Annotated in this window: 20 protein-coding genes and 1 tRNA gene; 13 read left to right on the forward strand and 8 right to left on the reverse strand. The window is 62.3% G+C overall.

From position 1 onward, the window contains the following. The first annotated feature begins 17 nt into the window (after positions 1 to 17). The gene (locus L286_RS30770; protein WP_007683914.1) at positions 18 to 767 is read left to right on the forward strand and encodes an SDR family NAD(P)-dependent oxidoreductase; all 750 of its coding nucleotides are present in this window, start codon (positions 18 to 20) and stop codon (positions 765 to 767) included. 193 nt (positions 768 to 960) lie between these two features. Beyond that, positions 961 to 1,329 carry a YciI family protein gene (locus L286_RS0124350; protein WP_025160517.1) on the forward strand — a complete coding sequence of 123 codons (369 nt, stop codon included), beginning with the start codon at positions 961 to 963 and terminating at the stop codon, positions 1,327 to 1,329. 435 nt (positions 1,330 to 1,764) lie between these two features. Here the strand turns inward: L286_RS0124350 and L286_RS30775 are convergent, their stop codons facing one another. After that, positions 1,765 to 2,655, reverse strand: a complete 891-nt coding sequence (locus L286_RS30775) for a S1 family peptidase (protein ID WP_020818246.1) — start codon at positions 2,653 to 2,655, stop codon at positions 1,765 to 1,767. Positions 2,656 to 3,035: 380 nt separating this feature from the next. Between L286_RS30775 and L286_RS30785 the strand changes: the two genes are divergently transcribed. From L286_RS30785 to L286_RS30800, 4 genes are all read left to right on the forward strand, one after another. Further along, positions 3,036 to 9,032 carry a DUF3320 domain-containing protein gene (locus L286_RS30785; RefSeq protein ID WP_025160518.1) on the forward strand — a complete coding sequence of 1,999 codons (5,997 nt, stop codon included), beginning with the start codon at positions 3,036 to 3,038 and terminating at the stop codon, positions 9,030 to 9,032. Beyond that, positions 9,029 to 10,156 carry a metallophosphoesterase family protein gene (locus L286_RS30790; protein WP_020818243.1) on the forward strand — a complete coding sequence of 376 codons (1,128 nt, stop codon included), beginning with the start codon at positions 9,029 to 9,031 and terminating at the stop codon, positions 10,154 to 10,156. Before L286_RS30785 ends, L286_RS30790 begins: the two co-directional genes overlap by 4 nt. Beyond that, positions 10,156 to 12,780 carry an AAA family ATPase gene (locus tag L286_RS30795; protein ID WP_020818242.1) on the forward strand — a complete coding sequence of 875 codons (2,625 nt, stop codon included), beginning with the start codon at positions 10,156 to 10,158 and terminating at the stop codon, positions 12,778 to 12,780. The genes L286_RS30790 and L286_RS30795 overlap by 1 nt, the downstream gene beginning before the upstream one ends. 223 nt (positions 12,781 to 13,003) lie before the next feature. Continuing rightward, a complete protein-coding gene (locus L286_RS30800; protein WP_327195670.1) occupies positions 13,004 to 13,990 on the forward strand; it encodes a DUF3644 domain-containing protein in 987 nt (328 codons plus the stop codon). 124 nt (positions 13,991 to 14,114) lie between these two features. Here the strand turns inward: L286_RS30800 and L286_RS30805 are convergent, their stop codons facing one another. Both L286_RS30805 and L286_RS47455 read right to left on the reverse strand, forming a co-directional pair. Then, positions 14,115 to 14,690 (reverse strand): hypothetical protein, encoded by a 576-nt coding sequence (locus tag L286_RS30805; RefSeq protein ID WP_021223198.1) that lies wholly within the window; start codon positions 14,688 to 14,690, stop codon positions 14,115 to 14,117. Continuing rightward, a complete protein-coding gene (locus tag L286_RS47455; protein ID WP_020818239.1) occupies positions 14,684 to 15,871 on the reverse strand; it encodes a hypothetical protein in 1,188 nt (395 codons plus the stop codon). The genes L286_RS30805 and L286_RS47455 overlap by 7 nt, the downstream gene beginning before the upstream one ends. A 103-nt stretch (positions 15,872 to 15,974) precedes the next feature. On the opposite strand from L286_RS47455, the gene L286_RS0124365 reads away from it, so the two are divergent. From L286_RS0124365 to L286_RS49755, 6 genes are all read left to right on the forward strand, one after another. Beyond that, complete coding sequence (locus L286_RS0124365; RefSeq protein ID WP_025160520.1) at positions 15,975 to 16,217, forward strand: helix-turn-helix domain-containing protein; 243 nt, start codon at positions 15,975 to 15,977, stop codon at positions 16,215 to 16,217. 330 nt (positions 16,218 to 16,547) lie between these two features. Continuing rightward, positions 16,548 to 17,084 carry a hypothetical protein gene (locus tag L286_RS30810; protein WP_025160521.1) on the forward strand — a complete coding sequence of 179 codons (537 nt, stop codon included), beginning with the start codon at positions 16,548 to 16,550 and terminating at the stop codon, positions 17,082 to 17,084. A gap of 873 nt (positions 17,085 to 17,957) precedes the next feature. After that, complete coding sequence (locus tag L286_RS30815; protein WP_020818236.1) at positions 17,958 to 18,200, forward strand: helix-turn-helix domain-containing protein; 243 nt, start codon at positions 17,958 to 17,960, stop codon at positions 18,198 to 18,200. Positions 18,201 to 18,395: 195 nt separating this feature from the next. After that, entirely contained in the window at positions 18,396 to 20,081 is a 1,686-nt protein-coding gene (locus tag L286_RS30820; protein WP_020818235.1) for a tyrosine-type recombinase/integrase, read from the forward strand. Further along, on the forward strand, positions 20,078 to 21,136 hold the full coding sequence (locus L286_RS30825; RefSeq protein WP_125445816.1) for a site-specific integrase: 1,059 nt from the start codon (positions 20,078 to 20,080) through the stop codon (positions 21,134 to 21,136). Before L286_RS30820 ends, L286_RS30825 begins: the two co-directional genes overlap by 4 nt. Then, positions 21,133 to 22,752: a recombinase family protein gene (locus L286_RS49755; protein ID WP_380775734.1), complete on the forward strand. Its 1,620-nt coding sequence runs from the start codon at positions 21,133 to 21,135 to the stop codon at positions 22,750 to 22,752. The genes L286_RS30825 and L286_RS49755 overlap by 4 nt, the downstream gene beginning before the upstream one ends. On the opposite strand, the gene L286_RS30830 is transcribed toward L286_RS49755, so the two are convergent. The 5 genes from L286_RS30830 to L286_RS30850 form a co-directional block, all read right to left on the reverse strand. Then, positions 22,711 to 22,787: transfer RNA gene (locus tag L286_RS30830), tRNA-Arg, on the reverse strand. The two genes, L286_RS49755 and L286_RS30830, sit on opposite strands and share 42 nt — an antisense overlap. 34 nt (positions 22,788 to 22,821) lie before the next feature. Then, positions 22,822 to 23,304, reverse strand: a complete 483-nt coding sequence (locus tag L286_RS30835; RefSeq protein ID WP_007683721.1) for a DUF1178 family protein — start codon at positions 23,302 to 23,304, stop codon at positions 22,822 to 22,824. Then, complete coding sequence (locus L286_RS30840; RefSeq protein WP_020818119.1) at positions 23,301 to 24,131, reverse strand: carbon-nitrogen hydrolase family protein; 831 nt, start codon at positions 24,129 to 24,131, stop codon at positions 23,301 to 23,303. The genes L286_RS30835 and L286_RS30840 overlap by 4 nt, the downstream gene beginning before the upstream one ends. Positions 24,132 to 24,136: 5 nt before the next feature. Then, positions 24,137 to 24,394 (reverse strand): glutaredoxin 3, encoded by a 258-nt coding sequence (gene grxC / locus L286_RS30845; protein WP_007683719.1) that lies wholly within the window; start codon positions 24,392 to 24,394, stop codon positions 24,137 to 24,139. A gap of 44 nt (positions 24,395 to 24,438) precedes the next feature. Further along, the gene (locus L286_RS30850; RefSeq protein WP_020818118.1) at positions 24,439 to 25,197 is read right to left on the reverse strand and encodes a ComF family protein; all 759 of its coding nucleotides are present in this window, start codon (positions 25,195 to 25,197) and stop codon (positions 24,439 to 24,441) included. 40 nt (positions 25,198 to 25,237) lie between these two features. Between L286_RS30850 and L286_RS30855 the strand changes: the two genes are divergently transcribed. Then, a complete protein-coding gene (locus L286_RS30855; RefSeq protein ID WP_020818117.1) occupies positions 25,238 to 26,086 on the forward strand; it encodes a class I SAM-dependent methyltransferase in 849 nt (282 codons plus the stop codon). Positions 26,087 to 26,097 lie beyond the last annotated feature (11 nt).

Consider the following 26,097-nt stretch of genomic DNA (forward strand, 5'->3'; position numbering starts at 1 on the left):
GAAAGGATGGAAAGAGCATGGCAGGAACGGCGCTGATCACCGGAGCGACCGCAGGCATCGGCGCCGCATCGGCGCGGCGTTTCACGGCGGCGGGGTGGAAGGTGATCGTCACCGGGCGCCGCGCCGAACGGCTGGACGCGCTGGTGGCGGAACTGGGCGCGGACAAGGCGCATGCGGTCAGCTTCGACATGCGCGACGAGGCCGCCATCGACGCCGCACTGGCGGCCCTGCCCCCGGATTTCGCCGATGTCGACCTGCTGATCAACAATGCCGGGCTGGCGCTGGGCACCGCGCCGGCGCAGCAGGCCGACCTGGATCAATGGCGCCAGATGATCGACACCAACATCACCGGCCTCGTCACCATCACCCGCAAGCTGCTGCCCCGCCTGATCGAGCGCAAGGGGGCGATCATCAACCTGAGTTCGGTCGCGGCGACCTATCCCTATGCGGGCGGCAACGTCTATGGCGGGACCAAGGCGTTCGTCAGCCAGTTCTCGCTGGGCCTGCGGTCGGACCTGCACGGCACCGGCGTGCGCGTGACATCCATCGAGCCGGGCATGGTCGAAACCGAATTCACCCTGGTCCGCACCGGCAGCCAGGCCGCGTCGGACGCCCTGTACGGTTCCGCCAATCCCATGACGGCGGAGGATATTGCGGAAACCCTGTTCTGGGTCGCCAGCCGCCCGCCCCATCTCAACCTCAACCGCATCGAACTGATGCCGGTCAGCCAGTCCTTCGCCGGGTTCCAGGTGGCCCGGGAAAGTTAGGCCGTAAACTCCACCTCCGCCAGCACTAGCCCCTCCGCCGCCCCGGCAAAGACATCGACTTCCCGGACCTGCCGTCATGGGGCACGCGAGGCGCGAAGGGGCCGGCCGCCACGCCCGGTCATTGATCCCGCGGCATTTCTCATACATTCTGCGCGGGCCGGCGGCGGCGAAGCCCCAGAGCAGGAGGATGGCGATGCGCGTGATGGTGCTCGTAAAGGCCACCGAAGACAGCGAACGGGGCTTTGACCCCACGCCGCAGACGATGGCGGCGATGGAGGCCATGGGCCGGTTCAACGACCAACTGGCGGAGGCCGGCATCCTGCTCGCCGCCGACGGCTTGACTCCCTCCTCCCAGGGCAAGCGGATCGCGTTCGATGGCCCGAACCGGACGGTGATCGACGGGCCTTTCGCACAAACCCGCGAACTGGTCGCCGGCTTCTGGCTCTGGGAAGTCAAGGACATGGAAGAGGCCATCGCCTGGGCGAAGCGCTGCCCCAACCCCATGCCCGGCCCCAGCGAGATCGAAATCCGGCCGCTCTACGACCTTGGCGATCTTTCCTGAACGAGCCGTCGGAAACCGCCATGAACGACCAGAGCGGTTTCCAAGCGACGAGTCGGTCGCCGGCCAGGAAATCGCGATAAAACAAGGAAACCGGAGCGGAAAATGGTGCACCCACGATGATGAAGATGAGAACTGGTTGATCGTCGTTTGAGCACCGGAAACGCAACGAAAGCGTCCGCTTCGTGCCCTAATATCGGGAGCTTCGGACGTAATCGGCGGCCGCGAAAAGCGGATTTTCGTTTAGCTCAGGGGAGCATTACGATGATTGCGAAGAAACTCTGGAGACCGGCATCGCCTCTGATTTTTGTTCCAGCTTTGATTGCGTTGTCTATGCGGTCGCAACTCGCCAGTGTGTCACGGACAACCTGAACGGGCGCGAAGAAGAGCTGGCGAGCGTTGCGGTTGCGAGGGCGAACGTGCCTAATGTGGTGCGGTCTAGATGGTTGGCGATATAGCTTCGTCGGCTTCAACCACCGGCCCAACTGTAGTTTCGGGGGCAGGAATGGCGTGGAAGCGCCGGCGAAACTCCGCGTCGATAGCGTGGAGGGCAGAGGATCGAATGACATTTCCTAGGTGCATCATCGCGGCGACCATCACACGCGGTTGCTGTCCAAGAATTATCTGACCGTTGTTAGCAATCTGCGGTCCAGCATAGAGGATGCCAACGAAGACGATCCGTTGCTGTCCCATGTTGTAGGTATTAGTGCGGCGATCAAGATATCCATTCCTGTCATAGATAAATACCGGAGAACCCGAAGAGCCGGGAAAGCAAGCCATGTCTACCATGAACTCGTCCTTCCCGTTGTATTTTCGAGACAGAGGAGAGGCAGTTATCCCACGACGAGCCATAGGGAGATTGTTGACTTCATCCGAAATGCCGTTCGGGCAACCAACCATGGTCACCTCTTCTATGGCATCGAAGTATTGCCAATCATCATCCGACGGGATGATGCTCTGATCTATCCATTGCACGAAAATAGGCGTGCCAGCCTCGTTTGCTTGGTTCATGATGTCGCCCATTGGGATGGCACACAGGTCAACGCCGGGCTCTGGATGCTCGATGTATGAACCTGGCGCTATCGCCATGTTGCACGCCACAAACTTCCCCGAAGGCTTGTCCCCATCAGCGAAGTGACAAATGGCCGTTATCTGATCGGCTCCGTTGACCACATGTTTGTTAGTCACGATTGCAGGGAAGAACCGATCGCCGTCCTTCGCGAAATACATGAAGAATCCCGTGCCGGTGCTGACGGGGACTCCAGCTTTGGAAGCGGTGAGCTTCACCGTTGAATAGAGGAGTCTTTCGGCAAGCGTTAGGTCAGGCATGGCATCCCCCCCCCAAATAAGTAGGAATATGGTGGCCTACGGCTCGCTGGACAAGGAGATCAATTAGCCAGCGATTTGGCTCATCTCAGCGTGCGGAGCTGGTTCTAGGCCGCGGGCTAAGCGCCATTAGCGTGGCGGCCGAAGGTCTGCTCTCTGCCGGCTTGCCCACATATCTCAGATATTCGCGCTGTTTAACCGCTATACTCATACCTGCCCTCCGTTCAGCTTATCTACACAGTCTCAGGAGAAGCCGGATCGGTTCTTTTCCGCTCAGAGCAGCAGTTCAAGCGAACGTTTGCATCTGTAGAGAACCGACTCGCGAATTTGGGCTTTGTTAGAATAATTTGCTTAGCTAGCCTGTGAACTCGGGGGGATTGATCATGCATGAGTCGGACGAGCGCTCCGCAACCAGCCTATCAGACGATCTGGACGGAGGCCGCAAACCGGCCATAGTCGCAGACGTCGCTGGCAGCTTCACCTATGCTTCCTACCAGAACGCTATCCCCGTGCTGCGATCAATTCAGATCGATAATGTCGACGGCCAGAACTACGAAAAATGCCGCCTTGAGCTTACGTCTTCGCCAGCCTTCCTAAGATCAAAATCCTGGATAATCGACCGGCTAGTACCTGGCGACACTCTGCCACTTGCGGACCGCAAAGTGGAATTGGATGCCGACTATCTTGCAGGGTTAAACGAGGCAGAGCGCGGTGAAATTACGCTACGTCTGTCGAATGGCGATACAGTGCTGGATGAACAACACTTCCCGGTCCGGCTGCTGGCGCGGGACGAGTGGGGTGGAGTTGCCGACATGGCGCAGCTGTTGCCCGCATTCGTCATGCCAAACGATGCCGCAGTCGCTCGTGTCTTGCGGAACGCTGCCGAACGACTGGCTGAGCATGGTCATCCGAGCGGGCTAGACGGTTATCAGTCAAGCGATCCGGGGCGCACATACATGCTGGCAGCCTCGATCTACTCGGCCATCGCTGGAATGGGCATTCATTATGCGGAGCCGCCTGCCAGCTTCGAAGATCGTGGCCAGAAGGTGCGGCGTCCGGCAACGATCGCCGACGATCGCTTGGGCACCTGCCTCGATACAACCCTGTTGTTTGCCGCGGCACTGGAGGGTGCAGGTCTCCATCCCGTCATCTTGATGTTTCGCGGACACGCCGCGGCAGGCGTCTGGCTGACCAAGCGGACCTTCGGCAACACGATCGAACCGGATCAGATGGAAGTGCGCAAGGCGCTGGCCTCGCGTGAGTTGATCACCTTCGAAACGACGGGCGTCACGCACCGACCGGCGATGGCGATGGATACCGCGCAGCGCGCACTCGATCACCGGATGGGAGAAGAGGAGGCGCACAACTTTGTTGCTGCAATCGATGTTCGGCGTGCGCGAAGTGGTGGTATTACGCCGCTCGCATCGCATGAAGCCCGCCGTGTTAATTCCGATGCCGACGAAAACGCCGCACCTGTCCCGGATCTGTTGCTTCCGGCCGCGCCTGTGTTCAACGATCTGCCAGTCGTTCCGGTGGAGGAAAAACCGACAAGCGCTGCGGGGCGGATCGACCGCTGGCAGAAGAAGCTGCTCGACCTTACGTTGCGTAATCGACTACTCAACTTCCCCGTCACAAAGAAGACCATCCCGTTTCTTTGCACTGACGTCGCCTATCTGGAAGACCGGCTTGCGGATGGCGCAGCGATCCAGATCGTGTCGTTGCCCCAGCAGAACCCCCTCGGCGAGCGCGACGCCGCGCTGTATCGTGACGTTCATGGCCGGGACCTTCAGCGCGGCTTTGCAGCCGAGGCGCTTCAGCGCGACGAGCTTCCTTCTCCACTTGATCAGCAGCAGCTTGAGGCGCGACTGATCGAGTTGCATCGTCAGGTGAAGAATGATTTTGCGGAGGGTGGGGCGAACACTCTGTTCCTGGCGGTCGGCTTCCTGCGCTGGAAGCGGAAGCCCGAGGATGAACGCAGCTATCGCGCGCCATTGCTGCTGGTCCCGGTCAAGCTGGAACGACGGAGCGCCAGTTCGCCCTTCCGCATTCGTTTTCATGAGGATGATCCGCGCTTCAACGCGACGCTGCTACAATTTCTGGAGCGCGAGTTCGATCTGAAACTACCGCAGTTTAGCGAGGAACTGCCACTCGATGATAACGGGATCGACGTGCCGCGCGTGCTGGCGATGATGCGTCAGGCCGTGCGCGACGTGCCCGGCATGGAAGTGATCGACGAGACCGCGCTGTCGACCTTCAGTTTCGCCAAGTTCCTGATGTGGAAGGATTTGGTCGAGCGGACAGATGCGTTGCGCGAGAACCGCGTCGTCCGGCATCTGATCGATACGCCCGAACAGGCGTTCGCCGCCGCGAGCGGAGAGGCGACGTTTCGCGATGAGGGCGAACTCGATTCCGCTTATGCGCCGGCGGACATCATCTGCCTGTTGCCTTCCGATTCTTCGCAGACCGCCGCAAGCCTGGCCGCAGCCGAAGGCCGGGATTTCGTGATCGTCGGTCCACCGGGCACGGGCAAGAGCCAGACCATCGCCAACATGATCGCCAACTGCCTTGCGGTCGGGAAGACGGTGTTGTTCGTCGCCGAGAAGACGGCCGCACTCGATGTAGTCTATCGGCGTTTGCGCGAGCACGGACTGGGCGACCACTGCATCGAGCTCCATTCAAACAAGGCCGACCGGCGGCATTTCCTGGCACAGCTCAAGGCTGCATGGGAACATGGCGGTCGCGGCGATGATGCCCAGTGGATCGCGGTGAACGACCGACTGAAACTGCGGCGTGACACCTTGAACGCTTATGTAGAAGCTCTGCACAAGACATATCCGAATGGCTGGACGCCCTATCTGGCACTCGGCATCGCGTTGCGTGCGACGGACAAACCGGCACCGGAACTGGGCTGGCCGCGCGGGCAAGCGTATGATGCGCAGGCATTGGAACGGCTTGAAGAACTGGCGCACGAGCTAGGGCTCGTCTTCGCCTCGGTGGAACGAAAGCCGGCGTTAAATCTGGTCAATATCGAAGAGTTGAGCGCTGCGCGGCAGGAAGCGTTGCTCTCCACGGGACAATCGCTGCGCACCGCCGCCGAACTGCTGATCGGCGCGCTTGACGGCTATCGAACCGCGCTGGGCATCGCGCCTGTGGATCTGCCGGTCGATGCCGAAATCGCGGCGCTGACCAGCCTGGCGAAAGCAGTCGAAGGCGGCCGTGAGCGTGATCTTTCGATCGCGTTCGATCCCGGTTTCGGTCAGTGCGCGGGCGAACTCACGGCATTGGAAACCGCAATCGCCGCCTATCGCGACGCCGAACGCGGTCTTGTGGCGAGTTTCACGCCTTCGGCGGTGCGCGATCTGGATACCGAAGGGCTTGATCGCCAGTGGCGCGAAGCGAGCGCCTCCCTCTGGCCGATGTCGGCGCTGGGCCGACGCAAGGTAACGCGGTTGTTGCAGAGCTATGCCGATGCCGGTGCGACGCAGCCCGAGGGAGATCTTCCACGCCTGCGCACCATGAAGACAGAGTTGGCGGCCATTGATGCGTCGCCGTTAAACGCCCGACCATTGCCGATTGCAGGGCTCGATACCGACTTGGCCGTTGTCGCCGATCTGCTGGATCGCGCTCGCGCGCTGCGAAGCGCGCTCAAACTTGACGGGCGCGGGTCGGACGCCGTGGAAGAGGTCACGCAACGTGTCGCGACAGCCCTGCACAAGCGCGACGAGAATAGCTGGACGTGGCAGGCTGGCGTGAAACTGCTTGCTGCGGCGAGCGGGTTTGAGGATGCTCGGGTCCGCTTCGCTGATGTGGCGGGACAGACCGTCGCGATAGACACTGGACCAGACTCACTTTCCGTACTGGCCAAAACGCTGGGCGAATTGGCCGAGGCGCGTCATCTGTTGCGCGACTGGACAGCCTGGTGCCAAGTGCGAAACCGCACGGTTGCTGTCGGACTTGGCGCGTTGGTTGAGCAGGTCGAAAACGGTGCGATCCCGCCGGAGGAGGCGCGCGCGGCGTTCCGGCTGGGCTATGCCCGCTGGTGGCTGCCGGTCGTGCTCGACGGTGATCCGGTTCTGCGCGATTTCCGACGCTTCAGTCATGAGAATGCGATCGCCGAGTTCCGGGAGATCGACGATCTGGTGCGTACCCATGCCACCGCCCGCGTGACCGGCGCGATCGCCCACGGCCTGCCGCCGGTGCAGAGCGTACCGCGAAACTCCGAACTGGGGTTGCTGCGTCATCAAATGGAGCTGCAGCGCCCCAGCCAGTCGATCCGCGACATGATCGGCAAGATGCCGGAGAGCTTTTCCAAGCTCGCGCCGTGCATGCTGATGTCGCCACTGTCGATCGCGCAATATTTCCCACCGAACCAGGCGCTGTTCGATGTGGTGATCTTTGACGAAGCATCGCAAATCACCACCTGGGATGCTGTTGGCGCGATTGCGCGTGGTCGCCAGACGATCATCGTTGGCGACCCCAAGCAATTGCCGCCGACCAACTTCTTCGGCCGCAATGAGGAGGAGGAAGACGTCGCCGACCATGAACGGGACCTTGAAAGCATCCTCGACGAAGCCAAGGCATCGGGCATTCCAGTACGCGATCTGCGCTGGCACTATCGCAGCCGCAGCGAATCGCTGATCGCTTTCTCCAACCACCATTATTATCAAAACCGGCTGGTTACCTTTCCCTCGCCCCAGGTCGAGGACCGCGCAGTCCAACTGCGCAAGGTGCCGAACGGCATCTATGATCGTGGCAAGAGCCGCACCAACCGCATTGAGGCGCAGGCTGTTGCCGACGAAGCGGTCGCCCGGATGCGCGCATGGCTTGCCTTGCCCGAAAAGAGCCGGCCGACGCTCGGCGTGATAACCTTCAATGCCCAGCAACAATCGCTGATCCTTGATTTGCTCGATGTGGCGCGCCGCGATGAGCCTGAACTGGAATGGTTTTTCGCCGACGAACGGGTCGAGCCGACGATCGTCAAGAATCTGGAGAATGTGCAAGGCGACGAGCGTGACGTGATTCTCTTCTCGATCACCTTCTGGAAGGATGCCGCGGGCAAGACGACAATGGACTTCGGCGCACTCAATCGAGACGGCGGCGAGCGACGGCTCAATGTCGCCGTGACACGCGCGCGACAGGAGTTGATCATTTTCTCCGGCTTCACCGCTGATCTGATCGACCCGGCCCGCACCAAGGCGACAGCGGTCCATCACCTCAAGACCTTTCTGGATTATGCCGAACGCGGAGCCATCGCGCTGCCGGCGCAGACGATGGGATCGGTCGGAGGGTTCGATTCCCCCTTTGAGGAAGCGGTCGCCGAACAACTGGAGCGGCGCGGGTGGCAGGTCGTTCCGCAGGTCGGCATCTCCGGCTTCCGTATCGATCTCGGCGTCCGCCATCCCGATCTTCCAGGCGCTTATCTGGCAGGTGTGGAATGCGACGGCGCTTCCTATCACAGCGCTGCCACCGCGCGTGACCGCGACAAGGTGCGGGAACAGGTGCTGACCGGGCTGGGCTGGAACATCCTGCGCGTTTGGTCGACCGACTGGTGGTATGACCCGGCCGGCTGTTCGGAGCGACTGCACGGCGCACTGGAATCCTTGCTTGAGGCCAGCCGTGCCAACGCTGTCGAGCCGGCTATCGCCACGCATTGGGACATGGGGCACGAGGTCGAGGGGATCGAAGAAATTCGCGATGACGAAACCGCTGCACGGATCGAGGAAGACGCGCCGACGCCGGCTGTCGCAACGACCGAACCTGTATCGTCGGATATGTCGCCTGTCGGCGCGCCCTCGATTGCTGAGGTCGTTGCCGACTTGGCGGCGCCGGCTGCTGGCGCTCCGGACGAACTGTATCGCTTGACGGATCTGACAGGCTTCTTCGCTGAGCCTGATCGCTTCCATGATTTCGCCTATCGCGACACGTTGCGGGCGATGATTGGCGCGGTGATCGAGACCGAAAGTCCACTCCGCACGGACATTCTGTGCCAGCGCATCGCTCGCGCGCACGGCTGGCTTCGCACCGGCGGCAAAATCCGCGAGCGGATCGACATGCATCTGCGCGATTTCGACCGCACGGAGGAATCAAGCGGCGAGTTTATTTGGAAGTCTGGCGATGTCACCGACACCCGCACCTATCGCGCACCAGCGAACGACGACGCGCGCCGGGCGATCCCGGATATCCCGCTCGCTGAACTGACAGCGGTGGTGCGGGCGAATGCTAATCTTTTCGACGAACCCGACCCTGCACGTGAACTAGCTCGGCTGCTGGGCGTCGAAAGGCTGGCCGCCGGTTCGCGCGCTCGGTTGGATGAAGCGATCGCACGCGCACGTGGAGACGAAGCCTTGCCGACTGCGCAGGCCAGCTCGGAGATGGAATGACGATGATACGCTTTCTCCATTCGAGCGATCTGCATCTGGGCAAGCGCTTCGGCAATTTCGACGGCGACCTGCCTGGTCGTTTGCGCGAGGCGCGTCATGCGGTGATTGGGCGGCTGGCCGATCATGCCCGAGCGCAAGGTGCCGACATAATCCTGCTCGCCGGGGACACGTTTGACACCGAAACCCCGGCTGCCGAGGTGCGACGTCAGGCGCTGACCGAAATGGCGCATCGCGCACCGATCCGTTGGGTAATCCTGCCGGGCAATCACGATTCGCTCCAGGCTAGCGAGCTTTGGGCCCTGCTTGCTCGGGAAGCGCCGGACAATGTGGTGCTCGCGGCTGAAGCGAGCCCGATCGAGCTTGCACCCGGTGCGATGCTACTGCCCGCGCCATGCACCACGCGTCGGCCGGGTCGCGACCTGAGCGCCTGGATGGACAGTGCCGTGACGCCGGAGGGTGCGATCCGCATCGGTATGGCGCACGGCCCGATCCAGAGCTTCTCGGAGGACTCAGGCGCATCTGAAGTGATCGCCCCGGATCGTGCGCGTCGGGCCGGACTCGACTATCTGGCGCTTGGCGACTGGCACGGCGCAATCGAGGTCGATCAACGCACACGCTATAGCGGCACGCCGGAACAGGACCGCTTCAAACATGACCGCCCGGGAGAGGCTTTGTTGATCGAGATCGACGGGATCGGTGCGGTGCCACGAGCGACCGCGCTCCCCACCGCCAGCTTCGTGTGGCGTTCGCTCGACCTGCATCTGCTTGCCGATGACGATCCGGCACTCGCGCTGGCGGCACTGCTGCCCGAATTGCGGGATCGTCGTCAGACCTTGGCGCGTATCGTGGCAACCGGGCGGGCGGGATTGGCTGCGCGTACCACGCTGGCGACACTGGTGGCCGAAGCTGTACCAGATTTTGGTTGGCTTGCACTAGATGACAGCGGACTCGAGACCGATTGTGCCGTCGAGGATATGGACCGGATCGATCGTGCGGGCGCTCTGCGTGAGGCGGCGGACGCCTTGTTTGCCGAAAGCGAGGACGGCAATCGTTCGGCCGCCGACAGGGCCGTTGCGGCCGCCGCTCTGGCACGTCTCTACGGCTATGCTCAGGCGGTGGCGTGATGAAGCTGGCCGCTCTACGCCTGCACAATGTCAAGCGCTTCGCCGGGCGCGGCGTCGCGATCGAAGGGATCGGGGACGGCGTGAACGTGCTGTGCGCCGCCAATGAATTTGGCAAGTCGACCAGCTTCGAAGCCCTGCATGGTTTGTTCTTCCAGCCGCACGGCAGCACCGTCGGCGATGTGCGCAACCTGCGGCCCTATAGCGGCGGCAGCCCGATGGTCGAGGCGGATATCATCGTCGGCGACGACCGCTATCGCATCACTAAGCAGTTCTACAATGGCCGCTTCGCCAAGGTGATCGATCTCGGTTCAGGACGGTTGCTGGCGCAGGCGGACGAAGCGGAAAATTTCATCGCGGGGCTGGTCCATGGCGGTGCCGGCGGTCCGGCTGGGTTGCTGTGGGTGCGTCAGGGCATCACGGGAATCGAACAGCGGAGCCGGGCGGCGGAGGACAGCGATCGATTGGCGCGCACCAGCCTGCTCGAATCGGTGCAGGGCGAAGTCGAAGCGATGACTGGCGGACGCCGTATGGCCGAGATCATGGCGGCGACCATCGAGGAAAGAGACGCGCTCGTCACCGCCACCGGCCGTCCCAAGACAGGCGGGCGTTACGCGGCTGCGATCACAGAGCGCGACCGGCTCGCGGCGGACGAGCACCGGCTGGCGAATGAGGTTCTGGCGCTGCGCGCCGAACTTGACCAGCGAAGCGTGGCGCAGAAAAGGCTCGCTGAACTGGAAAATGTCGACGAGCGTGCCGCTCGGCGACAGGCCGTAACGACGGCCGAGGCTGCATTGGATGCTGCCCGCGCGCAGGCAGACAAGCTCAAGGCCGCTGAAGCCGAACTCGGGCTGGCGCGCGAGCGATGGGAAGTGGCCGAACGCAATCATCGCCAATTTGGCGAGGCGCTGGTGGCGGCAAACCAGGTGGCAGAAGAAAGCCGCGACGTGCTGCGCCGACGGGATGAAGCAGTGGAACGGCGCCATGCCGCCATCTTGACAATCGCCCAGGCGCAGGCTGACGCGGATGCGGCCGAGGCGGAGGAGACCGTTCTGCGTTCGTTGCTCGACACCATCGCAGCAGCGACGCGGGCCAGAGAGGCAGCCGAACGGCGTTCGGAAGTGGAGGAACGGCTTCGCCACGCCGAAGCGGTGCGAACGACTATCGAAGGCTGTGAAGCGCGGCTCGCCCAGCTTCGCCTGCCCGCCGCCGCGATCGACGAACTCGCCGGACTGGATGTGGAAATCGCTCGTTTACGCGCGGTGCAAGAAGCCGGCCGTCCTTCGGTGATGGTGGCCTATGAAAGCGGCACGACGAACCGGATAACGCTGGACGGCGCGACGCTCGGCGAAGGTGAGGAGCACGGCTATGCCGGACAAGCCCAGCTCGTCGCTCCCGGCATTGGCCGCATCACCTTACGATCCAATCGGGCCGAACAGGATGACGGTCGCCTTGCAGCGGCAGAGACTCAGCGCCGCACCTTGCTGGCTTCCATGGGCGTCCTCGATCTGGCTGCCGCCCAAGCGAAACAGGTTGAGGTGCAGGGGATCGAGGGGCAAGCGAACGAGGCGCGCGCGCAGCTTGCGGTGCTCGCACCTGATGGGCTTGATGCGCTGCGCGAAGCGGCGGCTGCATTTGCCGTGGTCGATCCTGCGCCACTTGAGATCAACGCAGATCCCGACGAAACCCGCACGGCCTGCGATATGGCAGAGCAGCGACGACGGGACGCGACCCAGGCGATCCGCGCGGCCGAACCCGCCCGACATCATGCCGATACTGCGTTTGTCGCAGCCGAGACAGCGCTTGCGACCCTCCAGGCGCGCGAGCAACAGGCAGCCGCCGTGCTCGGCCCCACCGAGGGTCGCGGCGAACGGGGCGAAGCGCTCACGGCGCGGCTGAGCGAACTCGAAACCATGCTCGCCGGGAAGCAGGAGCAGGTTGATGGATTGCGCAGCGCCGCGCTCGACCTGGACGCTGCCGATGCAACGCTTCGCCGGCTTCAGTCTGTCGAGCAGGCCAGCGAATCCGAAATTCAGCAGTTGCGCGAGACCATCGCTGGCCTGAACGCCCGGATCACCGCGCGATCCGACGATGCCGTAGAAGAAAACTGGCGCCAGACCGCAGACGCCCTCGCCACCGCCGAAACGCGGGTCGCGGCGTTCGAGCATGAGGTTGCAGTGCTTACCCGGCTTGCTCAGGCTCTGGAAGCCGCCCGAACAAGCGCGCGCGACCTCTATCTGGCACCAGTGATGGACGAACTCCGTCCGTTGCTCGGACTGTTGTTCGACGACGTATCGATCAGCTTCGACGATCGGACCCTCCTCCCGCAGACCATTGTTCGCGCGGGCCTGGAAGAGGATGTCGACAGACTGAGTGGCGGTATGCGCGAGCAGTTGTCCGTTCTCACCCGCCTGGCCTTCGCGCGCCTGCTCGCCCGCGACGGGCGTCCCGCGCCAGTGATCCTTGATGACGCGCTGGTCTATTCCGACGATGATCGCATCGAGCGCATGTTTGATGCGCTTCATCGCCAGGCTCGCGACCAGCAGATCATCGTTTTCTCCTGTCGGCAGCGGGCCTTTCAACGACTGGGAGGAAACGTACTTCAGATGCAGGATTGGCAACCGTAAAAGGGGGAGTAATTGGATGGCGGGGAGGAACCGCGACGGCGCGTTGACAGCGTCCGAGAAGCCTATCGTGAAGGCGCTCCTTGCCAAGGGCTAGCGAAACCAAGACATCCAAGCGCTCGTCAACGTCGGCCGAGAGGCTACGATCAATAGCGGGCGCATCACTGAGACCAAGAAGGACGCCACGATTGTCGCAGCGGGAGACGACGAGGTCGAGTTCTTCAAGATCAGGAAGGCCTCATACGATCAGAAAACCGGGCTCAACCTTTTCGATCACGAACGGCTCGTCCGCGCCCGCGAAGCGATGATTCTTGCAGTCCAAGTTTTCAACAGCCCGTCGATGCGTTTCAAGGCCGAGGTCTTCACGATGCTCGCGAACGTCGCTTGGACATATTTAATGCATGAGCATTATGAGCGGAAAGGCGTGAAGATCGTCGGCAGGGACGGTCGATCGCTTCTCCTGAGCCAGATCGTCGATCGCCACGACTGTCCACTCTCGAAAGGCGTCAAGGACAACCTGAGAGCGATGAAGATCCTGCGTGACGACGTCGAGCACAAACTCCTCGGCCGCGCCGATTCGAAATGGCTGGGCCTCTTTCAAGCCTGCTGCCTGAATTTCGACAAAGCGATGTGTGAAATTTTCGGCGCTCAGCTGACCCTGTCACACGAACTGGCATTCGCCCTCCAGTTCGCTAAGCTCAACTTCGATCAGGTCACTACACTGAACAAATACGAGATCCCCGGCGAGATCGATGCCATCGACGCCCGGCTGCGTGAAGGTATGACGGACACCCAGATCGCTGACCTCGAATTCCAGTTCCGCGTCGTCTACACATTGGACGCGGTCACGAAGTCTCGCGCCCACTTTCAGTTTGTCCAGCCCCAATCCGCCGAGGGCAAGGACATCCGCAACGTGTTGGTCCAGCACAAGCTGGCCGACCACCTCTATCCCCATAAGCCCGGCGACGTCGTGAAAAAGGTGGTCGAGGTGACGAACGCAGCGTTCACACAGCACAACCATACGCAGGCATGGAGGAAGTTCGAGGCCCGTCCGCGCAATGGTGCAGCGCAGCCGGAGCACACAAACCGTGACTTCTGCATTTTCCATGCGGCTCACGGCGACTACACGTTTTCGGACCAATGGGTGCAGAAGCTGGTGGAAGTTTGCAGTGACGCGCAGCAACTCCTAGAGCTGAAGTCCTTCAAACTATAGACTTATCTGCGCTTAGCCGAAGCTCTCTCTACATCTTCTTTGGGAAGACTGCTTCACTAACCCATTCTCGTGCGGTGACGTGCAGTCAAGACCGTAGATAATTACCCGTCTGTAAACGCTGCGATCAGGGCTCCCAGACGAAGTGAGACACGTAGCCCCAGTATGAGCGGCTGCCGTTGGCTGTGTCGAACAGGATTTCCTGCAAGCTGCCGACCTGCTGGAGTCGGACACCTTGCTCTCCTTCTCGAACATAGCGGCACCCCAAGGCCAAGGCCTGATCAGACCGTCTCGCATTATGAAGGTTTACGGCTCTCTCAAGATCAAGGAGTTGCGGACAAACGATCGCTTGGTTTTTTGCTGTGACGCGGTTTCTGGCGACGCTCACCGGAAGAGGATTTACCGCTCTCCAGTCTTTAGCGCGGGAATTTGCCAACGCTTCCTCAGCGGCGGCTTTACGCTCGCGCACACGTGCGGCCTCTTCAGCGGTCTCACGCGCAAATTGCTCATGCAGCCGCTGCTCTTCGGCTAAGGCTTCCCCCGTCAGCGGCTCCAACCCAGCAACATCGGTATTTATCGGTGTTGTCATTTCACCGGCAGCAAGTGGACGTGATGCCTCCTCGGTCCCGGAATTATTCCGCGACCCGATAATGACCACGATGATCACCAATAGCACGAAGAACAGAGCAACCTTCTTCAACATACTTCTCCCCCAATCTCCCCGCTCGCAAAACGGCCGACGTCAGCAATGACCCGCTCGATCGCGGCAACCCATCTGTCCTGATGCTGTGGCAGGAATTGCTCGATCCTCGGGCCGGAGCGCCCATTGACGGCAACATATTTGCTGTTTGGGTCGTCGATCACGGTGCCGCCGACCATCTCGGCCAACGCCTCGAAATACGGTCGCCAGATCGTTTCCGGCAGCATGCCTGATGCCGGGTTCGGCCAGAAGGTGCCGTTCTTCATGATGAAGCCAAGATTGATCGGCTTGTCCTGGTCGGCCAGATTGAGCTTCAGGTTCAGGCTGTTCTTGACTTCAGGATAAACGCCCAACGGTTCGAGCGCCGACAGGAATGACCGGACCACGACAGGCAGCGACGGATCGCGTTTCGCCATCATGTCCCAGAAGTCCGCTGAGCTGATCGACTGTGGCCCCTTCTGGGCAGCGGCAGGAATCGGATGGACGATCGCCGCCCCATCCTCGACACGGACGATACCGCGCTCGATCATCACGGTCCTGGCCAGCGTACTGGGCACAGCGAGAATATCACCTGCCAGGTTCTGCCATGTAGCAAGTTCGACGAGCGCGAAGGTGAAGTGCGCACCCGCATGGCTTTGCAGAAGATCGCTGAGGGCCTCCGTCTCCGTCCTGATCCCATCTCCCAGGACGATGACCAGCATCCTGCCTCGCCCCAGATTCAGCGAGACCGCGTCGATGAACTCCGCCTCTTCGAGGGCTTCGGGATGGTCACGGACAAGGTCATACAGGCGTTGTGGCGCCTGCTGCCCCCGTCCAACAGCCGTCTCAAACGCCTCGAATCCCATCAGGGCGAGCGCAGCCACATAGTCCAGCGCCTGCGCCACCACCTCGCGGCGCATCTGGCCGTTCCGCCAGAGCTTGGTCTCGACCAGCACGATGTCTCCGGACGGCGTAAAGAAGAGGTTGTCGATATAGCCGTGCCCTGTGGGCACTTCGCGGGCGGCCGCGATCAGATCGCCGAAGCCAGGCTCAATGTCTGAGATCGGCAGTATAGCAGGATGATGATGGATCAGTGTCTGGAGCCACTTCTCGTCATGTAGACCGTCCCCCAGCCGAACGCGCGTCAACGCGCTGCGATTGTTGTCGGTCGTAATGAGAACCGGGACTGCTCGATGCCTTGCCATGTCATTCCTGTGCCGTGAGAAAAGCAGCGGAATAACGTCCAAAGGTTAACAGCGGGATTCTTACTCCGTGGACGAATAGTCACCTCATCCGTGAGTTGACGGCGTGAGTGATCCGCATCTCGACATCCTTGGCCAGCGTATCCGCGAACGGCGGCGGACGCTTGGCATGTCGCAAGAGGAGCTTGCGCATGTCGCGGCACTTGATCGCAGTTATGTGGGGCGGGTCGAACGGGGCGAGCACAACCTCACGGTCGTTTCGTTGATCAAGCTGTGCCGGGCATTGCGGTGCGACATAGCGACGCTCGGGCAAGGTCTCCCCGTCGGGCAACCCACCGTTCTGGATTAATGACAGCAGCCGCTACGCGGTGCTTGGCGAGCATGATCGGGAGGTTGTATAGAATGGGCATGCGCACCGTCCATGATCCAACCAGGAGCGTTCGCCGACATTTGCGTCATTGCATCTGGATGTCGGCCGCCTCTTCGGTAGGCGTATTCCTGCTTTTAATGGATACGGTCACGCACTGAGGGCCTCCGGTATTAACCATAATGCAATTAATGTCATTTATGGTGAACGCGCTCAAGCCCGCAGAAATCCGCCATTTTTCGTCACAATTCCCTTGTCGAGGCGCGTCTTTCCCATAGGAAATTGGTCCCAACAATTTCAAAGGGTTAGACAATGAACGGGAACTTTTCCAATCCGCCGAGAGTGCCGCAGGCATTTGTTGACCTAGTCGGAGACCACTTCCTAGAGGCGGCTCGCTATCTCCGGGAGATACAGGACGAACATCCCGATGATTTTGCGTCGGTTGCCAAGAAGCTGCGGATCGGCCCGCGCAAGGCTTACAATCTCGCGAGGATCGACCGCTGCTTCCACGACTTGGGCATCCGGCCGGATCGGCTCCGAAAAGTCGGCTGGACCAAGCTCGCACTGCTCTCGTCATACGTCGACGCCGACAACATCGAGGAGTTGCTGACGCTGGCCGAGAATCACACAGCACATGAGTTGAAGATGCTCCTGCGCGGCAGTGGCTTCGATCCCGAAGGGAAAACCGTCGTGCTGTACCTCGACAAGGGCCAATACGAACTGCTCGAACAGGCGCTTTTGGCGGCAGGTGCAGTTCCGCATTCCAGGGGCCTGCTCTACAAAGAGGAAGCCCTGATGGAACTGATCTCGGGCGGCGAAAGGCATGATGCTGTAAACGCCAGTGCATGAAGTGAAGCGCGAAACCTAAGGATATCTACCAAATAATAGCCCGATCCCGCGTCGCCCATCATAGCAGGGCGACGCGGGTGACGGCCCCGAGAGAGCGGTCGGACCCAAATCTCCCGGGCCGCTGGCACGTCGCAGAACGCTCGATTGGGACAAACCGCGACCCGGCCCATTCATTCACTCTTGGTTGCCACGGCCCGCTTCCCGTAGACAATGGGAGATGGACCCCAAGCCCACCTCCTGCCCTGGTTCGACAGATCGCCCGACGCCGAAACGGCGTGGGCGGATCGTCATCCGACGCAAGCGAGCGGGGTCTCATACAGCGCGGTCAAGCGGCTCCGGCCCTGGCGTCATCAGCGATCTGCCGACCGCCATGCCAGTCCTTCGCGAAGAGGTTGCCATCCTGCGTGCCTATCTCGCGCGCGAGATCGACGCGATCGTCTTCGACGAGCGGTGATCATTCCGCGTCTTCCCACGAGCAGCTCCTGGATGCTGGACTACGATGCTGTCGACACGGTGTGGTCGGGGTGTGGTGATGGTCGGACAGCGATACACGTTGGTTGGTAACACCTGCCATGATTCGGGCCTAAGCGAGGTCCTGACGACCTGCAGCACGCGGAAGGCCATCGAGCGCACCTGCGTTAAACGACACAAACCATACGATGAGTGAGTTGAAAAACCGCGCAGTTCTGACGAATTCGTCACCTGCGCCAATTCCTGTCTAGGGCTACTGGGACAGTTCTTAGACCACCGACCGGCCAGGCCATTGCTACACGCTGAGCTTCGCGCTTCCCTTGAGGTCAGACGCAGTCATGTGTTGGCCCATCCACTCTGACGGAGCCCAGGTGACTGCAACACCCTGAAGGAGTTGCTGCCATGCCCATCCGCCTGCCGAAGAAGACAACCGCCGTTGAAACCCGGTCCCCCGCACCGCCGTCGTCTAAGCGCAAGGAATTCTACACTGTCGCCGAACTTGCATTCCGGTGGAGCCTGTCCCAGCGGCATATCCGTCGCCTGATCGACAATGGCGACCTCGTCGTCCATCGCATCGGACGCGCCGTCCGCGTGTCGGCGGCGAACCTCGCGCTGTTCGAAGCCCGCTGCGCTCAAGACCTCTGATGTCCTGCCCCGTCCTGTCGTCCCAGGACGGATCAAGGGTTTGGTGAAACACTGAAGCCCCATTTTCAACAAAAATGGGCACCGGGGGCATCACCAATCCGCCCCGCTGATCACACCAGTCATCACCAGTCATCTACCTGCCAAGAGGAGGGCTTCACCATGCCTGCACCTAGCGCCCCCACTTTGACTCTTCGCATGCTCGCCGAGTTGATCGCGAGCATGGAGGAAATCCCGCTGTGGAAGCGGCGGGAGTTGTGTTCCGCCATCAGGAGATTTGCCCAGGTCTGCGGCCTTACGCCCGACTATATCATCGCCGATCCCGGCACCATCCGCACCCTCGGGGCGAAGGCGCCCTGGCTGCTGGCCGGATACACTCAGGGAAGCTGGGCGAACATCATGTGGCGGCTCCGGTGCGCACTGGAGATTGGCGGTGTCAAAGTCCACCGGCAGCGCCGAAACTTCAAGCTGAACAACGAATGGGAGGAACTGCTCTTACCGCTGCTCAGGCGGGATCGTGACGAAATCCACCGCTTCGCAGGCTGGTGCTCGATCCGAGAGATCAGCCCGCACGATGTCTCTTCTGCCGTCTTCGATCGCTACTACACCTACCTCGAAGAACAGATGACACAGCGCAATCCGCGTGAGCGCGGGCATGTCGCCCGCCGCGCATGGAACCGGGCAATCGCAACGCCGGGATCATCATATCAGTCCATCCCTGCTCCCGACCCGATCGGCAAGCGCCTCGTACGCTGGGAGGATTTTCCGCAATCGCTCCAGGACGAGTTGCTCGCTTACGGCAAAAAGGCGCTGGAGGAGAACCTCGACGACGACAAGCACCGTCCGATCAAGCCGGTGACGCTCGATAATTATCACAACCGCATCCGCGCAATGCTCACCACGTTGATCGACAACGGCATGTCTCCAGACGACTTCCCGTCACTGGCGAAGGTCGTCGATCCGGCGAACGTGAAGCGGGCGTTTGAACTGCGCTTGGGCGGTCGGCCGATGGATGACAGAGCCCGAATGGATTTGCATGGTATCATAACGGCAGCGCTGAATGTCGCCCGCCATCTCAACCTTGATAAAGAACACCGTGCCAGGCTCAAGCGGCTCTCGAAAAGGGTGCGCTTCAAAGCCAACGGCATGTGCGAGAGGAATAAAAAGCGCCTAACCCCGCTGCTGGACCCTTCAGTCCGCGCAAAGCTGCTCAACCTGCCGTTGAAGGTCGCACATGAGCTTAGCGCGGTGAAAGCCCCTACGGTTCGGCAGGCCCAGCGAATGCAGATGGCCGTCCTGCTCGATCTGTTGCTGCATGTGCCGATGCGCATCCGCAATCCATCCGAACTGGATTTGTCGACCACAATCATTGCTCCAATTGCCGGTGGCACGGGAGGCTGGCGCATTTCAATTTCGGCAGATGACGTCAAAAACCACTGGCCGATTGACGCGCATCTGGGAGCAGAGCTTAGCGCACTTCTCGATCGCTATGTGACCGAGTTCCGGCCTGTCCTTGCGAAAGGATCGACGACTGCTCTGTTCGTTGGGCAGCGCGGCCACCGCAAGATGCCTTCGGCATTGTCAAAGCAGCTGGCCCGCTTCGTGAGAAGAGAAGTGGGGGTGACAATCCATGCTCATCTCATGCGCCATCTCGCCGCTCATCTCTATCTCATCGCCAATCCCGGTGATTATGAGACCGTGCGTCGTCTTCTCGGTCACAAGAACATCGAGACGACGATCCAGTTCTACGACGGGCTCCAGACAGATAATGCCTACGCGGTATATGACACGCTGATCGGCAAAATGCGCGCGGATGCGACAGCTCCGCCACCTCCCAACCCCCGGAGTAGCACGGACGGTTTCGACGAGGGAGACCTGCTGTGACCAAACAGGCATTCCCTCCACTTCCGGTCCATCATTGGCCTGCTCGCGATCGGTCTCTCTGGCAGGGTGCCCGGCAGCCCGTCGGGCCGTTCGACGACGATGCAGGATTTGCAGCCGGATGGCGCCCGCCCACCATAAAGATGTGTGAGCGCGGCTATGGCATGTGGCTCGGCTGGCTCGCGAGGACTGGCCAACTCGATCCACTGACGCATCCCTGTAATCGCGTGACGAGGGAACTTATCAGGGCATTCATCACGGAATACAGCGTCGGCCGCGCGGAAACGACGGTTGCGGGCGCCGTTCGGGGCATCGCCTACGTGCTGCGGGCCTGCGCACCGCCCGATGGCGTGGACTGGCTTACCAGACTTGCGCACCGCTTGACGAACACCGCGAAGCCCTCGCGCCCCAAGTTGCCGCGCATGGTTCGGATAATCGACATCATCCTGCTCTCCGACAGGCTGATGGACATCGGCCTGGAAAAACTGCGGAACGGTCGCCGCAGCGGCGCTCCGATCTATCGCGAGGGATTGATCATCGGCCTGCTTGCCCATCGGCCGTGGCGCCGACGCAATCTCGCGGATCTGCGGATCGGGCATAACCTGTTCGTCGACGACTTCGGCATCAGGATTACGATTCCACGCGAGGAGACCAAGAAGGGCGTTCCCTTCGACGGCTATGTGCCTAAACGGCTTGAACAGGCGGTCTTCACCTATCTCGATCGGGTTCGGCCTGTCCTGCTCAAGAGCGGTATCCCCGAAGAAGACTGGCTCTGGATCGGACGTCGGGGCCGCCGGATGCCTGCTGACGACATCAGCATCCGCGTTACTCGCACGATGCAAGAGCACTTCGGCAAAGACCTCTCGCCGCACTTGTTTCGCGACTGCGCGGCTACCGAAGTTGCTCTGGAGCGCCCTGAACTTATCGGCATGACCAAGCATCTGCTCGGCCATATGACGCTGGCTTCGAGCCAGAAATTCTACAATCAGGCAACCAGTTTCACCGCCTTCTCCCGCCACGCCGACGTCATTCGCAAGCTGCGGGGAGAAGGATCATGACCCGCGCAGCAATCTATGTCCGCGTGTCGACGGCCCGCCAGGCCGAGCGCGACCTGTCGATCCCCGACCAGATCGTCCAGTGCCGCACATGGTGCCAGCGGCAGGGTATCGAGGTGGTGCAGGTCTTCTCCGAGCCCGGCGCCTCCGCGCTCGACGAGGACCGGCCGGTTTTTCAGGAACTGATCCACACGGCGAAACGGACGGATAAGCCGTTTGATCTCGTGGTCGTGCATTCGCTGAGCCGCTTCAGCCGAGACTCGCTTCATTCCGAACTCTATATCCGCGAGTTGCGGAAGGCCGGGGTCGAACTGATCTCGATCACTCAGGAGGTCGGGCAGGACCCGACCGGCGAGATGTTCCGCAAGCTGCTGCACATCTTCGACGAGCATCAGAGCCGGGAAACCGCCAAGCATGTCCATCGTGCCATGCTGGAGAATGCCCGACAGGGCTTCTGGAACGGCTCGCGACCGCCCTATGGCTATGGTGTCGAGATCGCCGAGCGACGGGGCAGCAAGGACAAGAAGGTGTTGGTCGTCAACGACGCCGAGGCGCGCGTTGTTCGCATGATTTTCGATATGGCTGCAGGTGTGGAAGGCCGGCCCATGGGTGTGAAAGCCATCGCCACCTGGCTCAACGAGCGTGGCATATTGCGGCGGGGACGCAGGTTCTCGACCGGAGGCGTCCATGCCATCCTGACGGCGAGCACCTATCATGGGCAGCATTACTTCAATCGCACCGACAGCCGGAATGACCGGCCCCGCCCACCCTCCGAATGGATACCGCTCGCCGTCCCGGCCATCGTCGACGAGAAGACCTTCAACGCCGCACAGGCGCTCCTGCAGAGCCGCGCGCCCAAGCGGGTGGCGCCGCGCCTGGTCAACACGCCGACGCTGCTGGCCGGGGTGGCTCGATGCGGCCATTGCGGGGCTGCGTTGATCCAGAACACCGGCAAGGGTGGGCAGTATCGCTATTACTGTTGCTCGCGCCGTCTCAAGGAAGGCCCCTTCGGCTGCAAGGGGCTGCGCATGCCGATGGACAAGCTCGACGGCATCGTGATCGGCGAGGTGACAAAGCAGATATTGCAGCATGAGCATCTCGTGGGCTTGCTCGGGGATTATCTGCGCACGGCGCTGGAACGCGAAGATCGCAATCGCGATCGGCTGCGCCAGATGCGCCAGGATCATAAGGAGTCCGAAGCAGGCATCGCCCGGCTGCTGGAGCTGGTCGAGAAGGGGCTTATGGATGCCGAGGACGCTTCGATGCGCGAGCGACTGATCAATCTGCGGTTCCGCCGGGATGAACTCGCCGAGCAGATTGTCGATCTCACCCGTCGCCTCGCCATGGCAGAGCCGGTGATCACGCCGGAGAAGATCGAGAAGCTAGCCGTACTTCTACGCGACAAGCTGCATCACGGTCCGCCTGATCTGCGCCAGGCTTATGCCCGGCTGCTGCTCAGCGATGTGCGTGTAAACGATAGGGAAATCCGCATCAGCGGCTCCAAAGCCGTGCTGGCCCGGAGTGCGGCAGCGGGCGTGGCCAAAACCACGCCCGCAGTTCTCTCTTTTGTTCGAGAATGGTGCACCCGACAGGATTCGAACCTGTGGCCCTCAGATTAGGAATCTGATGCTCTATCCTGCTGAGCTACGGGTGCCCGGTGACGGCTCTATTGCGGGAGAGCGGCGCGGTCAATTCTTCGCGTCAGGGGGAATGACCGGAAATGGCAGAGGCGCCACCTCCACCCCCTCCGCGATCAAGGCCCGCGCCTCGCTGAGCGCGACCTCGCCATGGATGCTGGCGCGGTCCTGCTCGCCATAATGCATGGCGCGGGCCTGTTCGGCGAAATCGCGCCCGACCCAGGTCGAATCCTCCAGCGCCTTCTGCTGCGCCTTCGCCAGCGCCAGCACCAGTTCACGCATCTTCGCTTCCTCGCCCGCGCCCATGACGATGGACGCGTCGCCCGATGATGCGACTTGCGGCATGGGTTCCGGCCGGCTGTTGCCCTTGGGCGCGACGGCCGGGGCCATCACCGCCTTGCCGACATGCTCGTCGCCGCAAAGGGGGCAGGCGATCAGCCCTCGCGCCTTCTGGTCCTCATAATCGGCGCTGGAACCGAACCACGCCTCGAACACATGGCCTTGGGATTCGCATTTGAGGTCGAAAACGATCACGATAGCGTCACATCCATGGGCAGGGATCGCCGGTTGGCGAGCGCGGGCACCCGCCCGCGCACGTCCTCTATGCGCGACAGGTCGATCTCCGCAAGGGCAAGGCCCGCCTGCTCGCCCATGTCGAGCACCAGATCCCCCCATGGGTCGACGACCAGGCTGTGCCCATAGGTGTCGCGGCCGTCCGCATGATGGCCCGTCTGCGCGGCGGCGATGACGAAGCAGCCCGCCTCTATCGCCCGCGCCCGCAGCAAAATGTGCCAATGCGCCTTCCCCGTCGGCACGGTGAAGGCGGCCGGCATCAGCAACACCGTCGCGCCCGCATTGGTGAGCGCCCGGTAGAGATCGGGAAAGCGCATGTCGTAACAGACCGACAATCCCATGCGCGCCCAGGGCGTATCGACCGCGACAACCTGTTCGCCAGGCCCGTAGACCGACGATTCGCGCCAGCTTTCGCCCGTCGCCAGATCGACGTCGAACAGGTGGATCTTGTCGTAACGGGCGCGAATCTCTCCCCTGTCGTCGATCATGAAGCTGCGATTGGCCCACCGACCGTCGCTGCGCTCATCCTTGAGCGGGGTGGAGCCGAGATGCACCCACAGGCCCTGCTTGGCGGCCGCCTCCCTTAGGGCGGCGAGGACGGGGTCGTCCGCCTCCGACCGCAGGGTCGCCGCCGCCCTTTGCCGGTCGCGGTCCAGATAGCCGGCCATTTCCGGCGTAAAGAGCATGTCCGCCCCTTCCCCCCTGGCGCGCGCGGCCATGTCCGCAATGGCGGCGGCATTGGCGGCGGGATCGATCCCGCTGGTCATCTGGAAGATGGCGGCGCGCATCCGGCCTATGCCCCCAGCAAGGCGTCGAGCTTGCCCTGCCGGTCGAGCGCCGCCAGGTCGTCGCTGCCGCCGACATGGCGGCCGTCGATGAAGATTTGCGGCACGGTCGTCCCGCCATTGGCGCGGTCCAGCATTTCCTGCCGCTTCGGACCGCCCATGGTGACGTCATATTCCTCGAACGCCACGCCCTTCTCGTTCAGCAGAGCCTTTGCTCGCGCGCAATAGCCACACCAGGCCTTGGTATAGATTTCGACCTTCGCCATGTCTTACTCCTCGATCGCCGAAATTGTGGTTCGGCGCCTGTTTGTCAATCGCCGCCGTCCGGCAGCACCCGCGCCCAGCACAGCAGGTGAACGCTCGCCGCGCCGCCGCGTTTCAGCGCCCGGGCGCAGGCGGCGGCCGTCGCGCCGCTGGTGTGCACGTCGTCGATCAGCAGAACGGCGCGCCCCTTGAGCTCATGGCCAGGACTAAGGGCGAATGCGCCGCGGACTGCCCGCGCCCGCGCCTTCGGGGTCATTCCGCGCAGGGGCTGGGTCCGACGGATGCGCAGCAAGGCGTGATTGTCCGCCCGCAGGCCGGTCAGCCGCGCCAGGTGGCGGGCGATCAGCGCCGACTGGTTGAAGCCGCGCCACCACAAGCGCCAACGGTGCAAGGGCACCGGCACGATGACGGCATTTCCGATGGCCGGCACCTGCCGCGCCATCTGCTTCGCGATCAGCCGGGAAAGGCCGATGCGCCGTCCATATTTCAGCCGCAACGCCACGGCGCGGGCGACATCGCCATAGGCCAGCACCGCCCGCGCGCTGTCATAGGGCGGCGGATCGGCCAGACAGGCGCCGCATTCCGCGCCGTCCCCGCGATCATATTCGAACGGCAGGCCGCAACGGGCGCAGCAGGGTTCGCCCAGGAACCGCATCCCGCTCCAGCAGGCCAGGCAGAAGGCATGGTCGGCATCCACGATCTCGCCGCAGCCGGGGCAGCGCGGCGGCAGGGCGTAATCGGCCAACGGGCGAAGCGCGGCCTTGAGCAGCGGAACGCTCTTGTTAAGGAGGAGGCGGGACATCATCTCCCTTGTTCCCGCTCCTTCGCCCATGCACAAGGCCCCCATGACCAGTCCCGACATCTTCGACCGAGCCTTGCGCGCCAGGCGGCGCGACCGGATGATGGCGCGCTTTGCCGAGCATGACTTCCTCTACCGCATGATGCTGGACGAACTGCTCGACCGGCTGGGCGACGTGCGGCGCGAGTTGAAGGAAGCGCTGGTGATCGGCTGCCCCGACGGCAGCGCCAGGACGGCGCTGGAGGCGATGGGAAAGAGCGTCGTCTGCGTCGATCCCGGCTTTGCGGCGGCCAGGGCGCAGGGCGGCGTGCAGGCCGACGAGGACGCCCTGCCCTTTGCCGATGACAGTTTCGACCTGGTGATCGCCTGCGGCACGCTGGACAGCGTCAACGACCTGCCCGGCGCGCTGATCCTGATGCGGCGGATATTGCGGCCCGACGGGCTGATGCTGGCGGCCTTCGCGGGGGCGGGTTCGCTGCCCCGGCTGCGCGCCGCGCTGATGGCGGGCGAAGGGGACCGGGCCGGGCAGCATGTCCATCCGCAGGTCGACGTGCGCTCGGCAGGCGACCTGCTGGCGCGGGCGGGCTTCACCATGCCGGTCGCGGACGGCGATGTGCTGACGGTGCGCTATGGCGATATGCTGCGGCTGATGCACGACTTGCGGGGCATGGGCGCCGGCAATGTTCTGGCTTCGCGCCCCCCTGCGCTGCGGCGCGACGCGCTGGTCGGGGCGGCCGAGCATTTCGCGGCGGCGGCGGACGAGGACGGCCGCACGGCGGAGCAGATGGCCGTCCTCTATCTCAGCGGGTGGAAGGCGGACCCCAGCCAGGCGCAGCCCGCGCGGCGGGGCAGCGCGACCGTTTCCCTGGCGGAGGCGCTGAAGCCGAAGCGCTGAATCGGGCGGAA

Source organism: Sphingobium sp. HDIP04 (assembly GCF_000445085.1).
Classification (GTDB): domain Bacteria; phylum Pseudomonadota; class Alphaproteobacteria; order Sphingomonadales; family Sphingomonadaceae; genus Sphingobium; species Sphingobium indicum.

Bases quoted from the DNA above. Each gene is read 5' to 3' on its own strand.
- L286_RS30770 (WP_007683914.1), top strand. From the start codon at position 18: ATGGCAGGAACGGCGCTGATCACCGGAGCGACCGCAGGCATCGGCGCC.
- L286_RS0124350 (WP_025160517.1), top strand. From the start codon at position 961: ATGCGCGTGATGGTGCTCGTAAAGGCCACCGAAGACAGCGAACGGGGC.
- L286_RS30775 (WP_020818246.1), bottom strand. From the start codon at position 2,655: ATGCCTGACCTAACGCTTGCCGAAAGACTCCTCTATTCAACGGTGAAG.
- L286_RS30785 (WP_025160518.1), top strand. From the start codon at position 3,036: ATGCATGAGTCGGACGAGCGCTCCGCAACCAGCCTATCAGACGATCTG.
- L286_RS30790 (WP_020818243.1), top strand. From the start codon at position 9,029: ATGACGATGATACGCTTTCTCCATTCGAGCGATCTGCATCTGGGCAAG.
- L286_RS30795 (WP_020818242.1), top strand. From the start codon at position 10,156: ATGAAGCTGGCCGCTCTACGCCTGCACAATGTCAAGCGCTTCGCCGGG.
- L286_RS30805 (WP_021223198.1), bottom strand. From the start codon at position 14,690: ATGTTGAAGAAGGTTGCTCTGTTCTTCGTGCTATTGGTGATCATCGTG.
- L286_RS47455 (WP_020818239.1), bottom strand. From the start codon at position 15,871: ATGGCAAGGCATCGAGCAGTCCCGGTTCTCATTACGACCGACAACAAT.
- L286_RS30810 (WP_025160521.1), top strand. From the start codon at position 16,548: ATGAACGGGAACTTTTCCAATCCGCCGAGAGTGCCGCAGGCATTTGTT.
- L286_RS30815 (WP_020818236.1), top strand. From the start codon at position 17,958: ATGCCCATCCGCCTGCCGAAGAAGACAACCGCCGTTGAAACCCGGTCC.
- L286_RS30820 (WP_020818235.1), top strand. From the start codon at position 18,396: ATGCTCGCCGAGTTGATCGCGAGCATGGAGGAAATCCCGCTGTGGAAG.
- L286_RS49755 (WP_380775734.1), top strand. From the start codon at position 21,133: ATGACCCGCGCAGCAATCTATGTCCGCGTGTCGACGGCCCGCCAGGCC.
- L286_RS30840 (WP_020818119.1), bottom strand. From the start codon at position 24,131: ATGCGCGCCGCCATCTTCCAGATGACCAGCGGGATCGATCCCGCCGCC.
- grxC (WP_007683719.1), bottom strand. From the start codon at position 24,394: ATGGCGAAGGTCGAAATCTATACCAAGGCCTGGTGTGGCTATTGCGCG.
- L286_RS30850 (WP_020818118.1), bottom strand. From the start codon at position 25,197: ATGATGTCCCGCCTCCTCCTTAACAAGAGCGTTCCGCTGCTCAAGGCC.
- L286_RS30855 (WP_020818117.1), top strand. From the start codon at position 25,238: ATGACCAGTCCCGACATCTTCGACCGAGCCTTGCGCGCCAGGCGGCGC.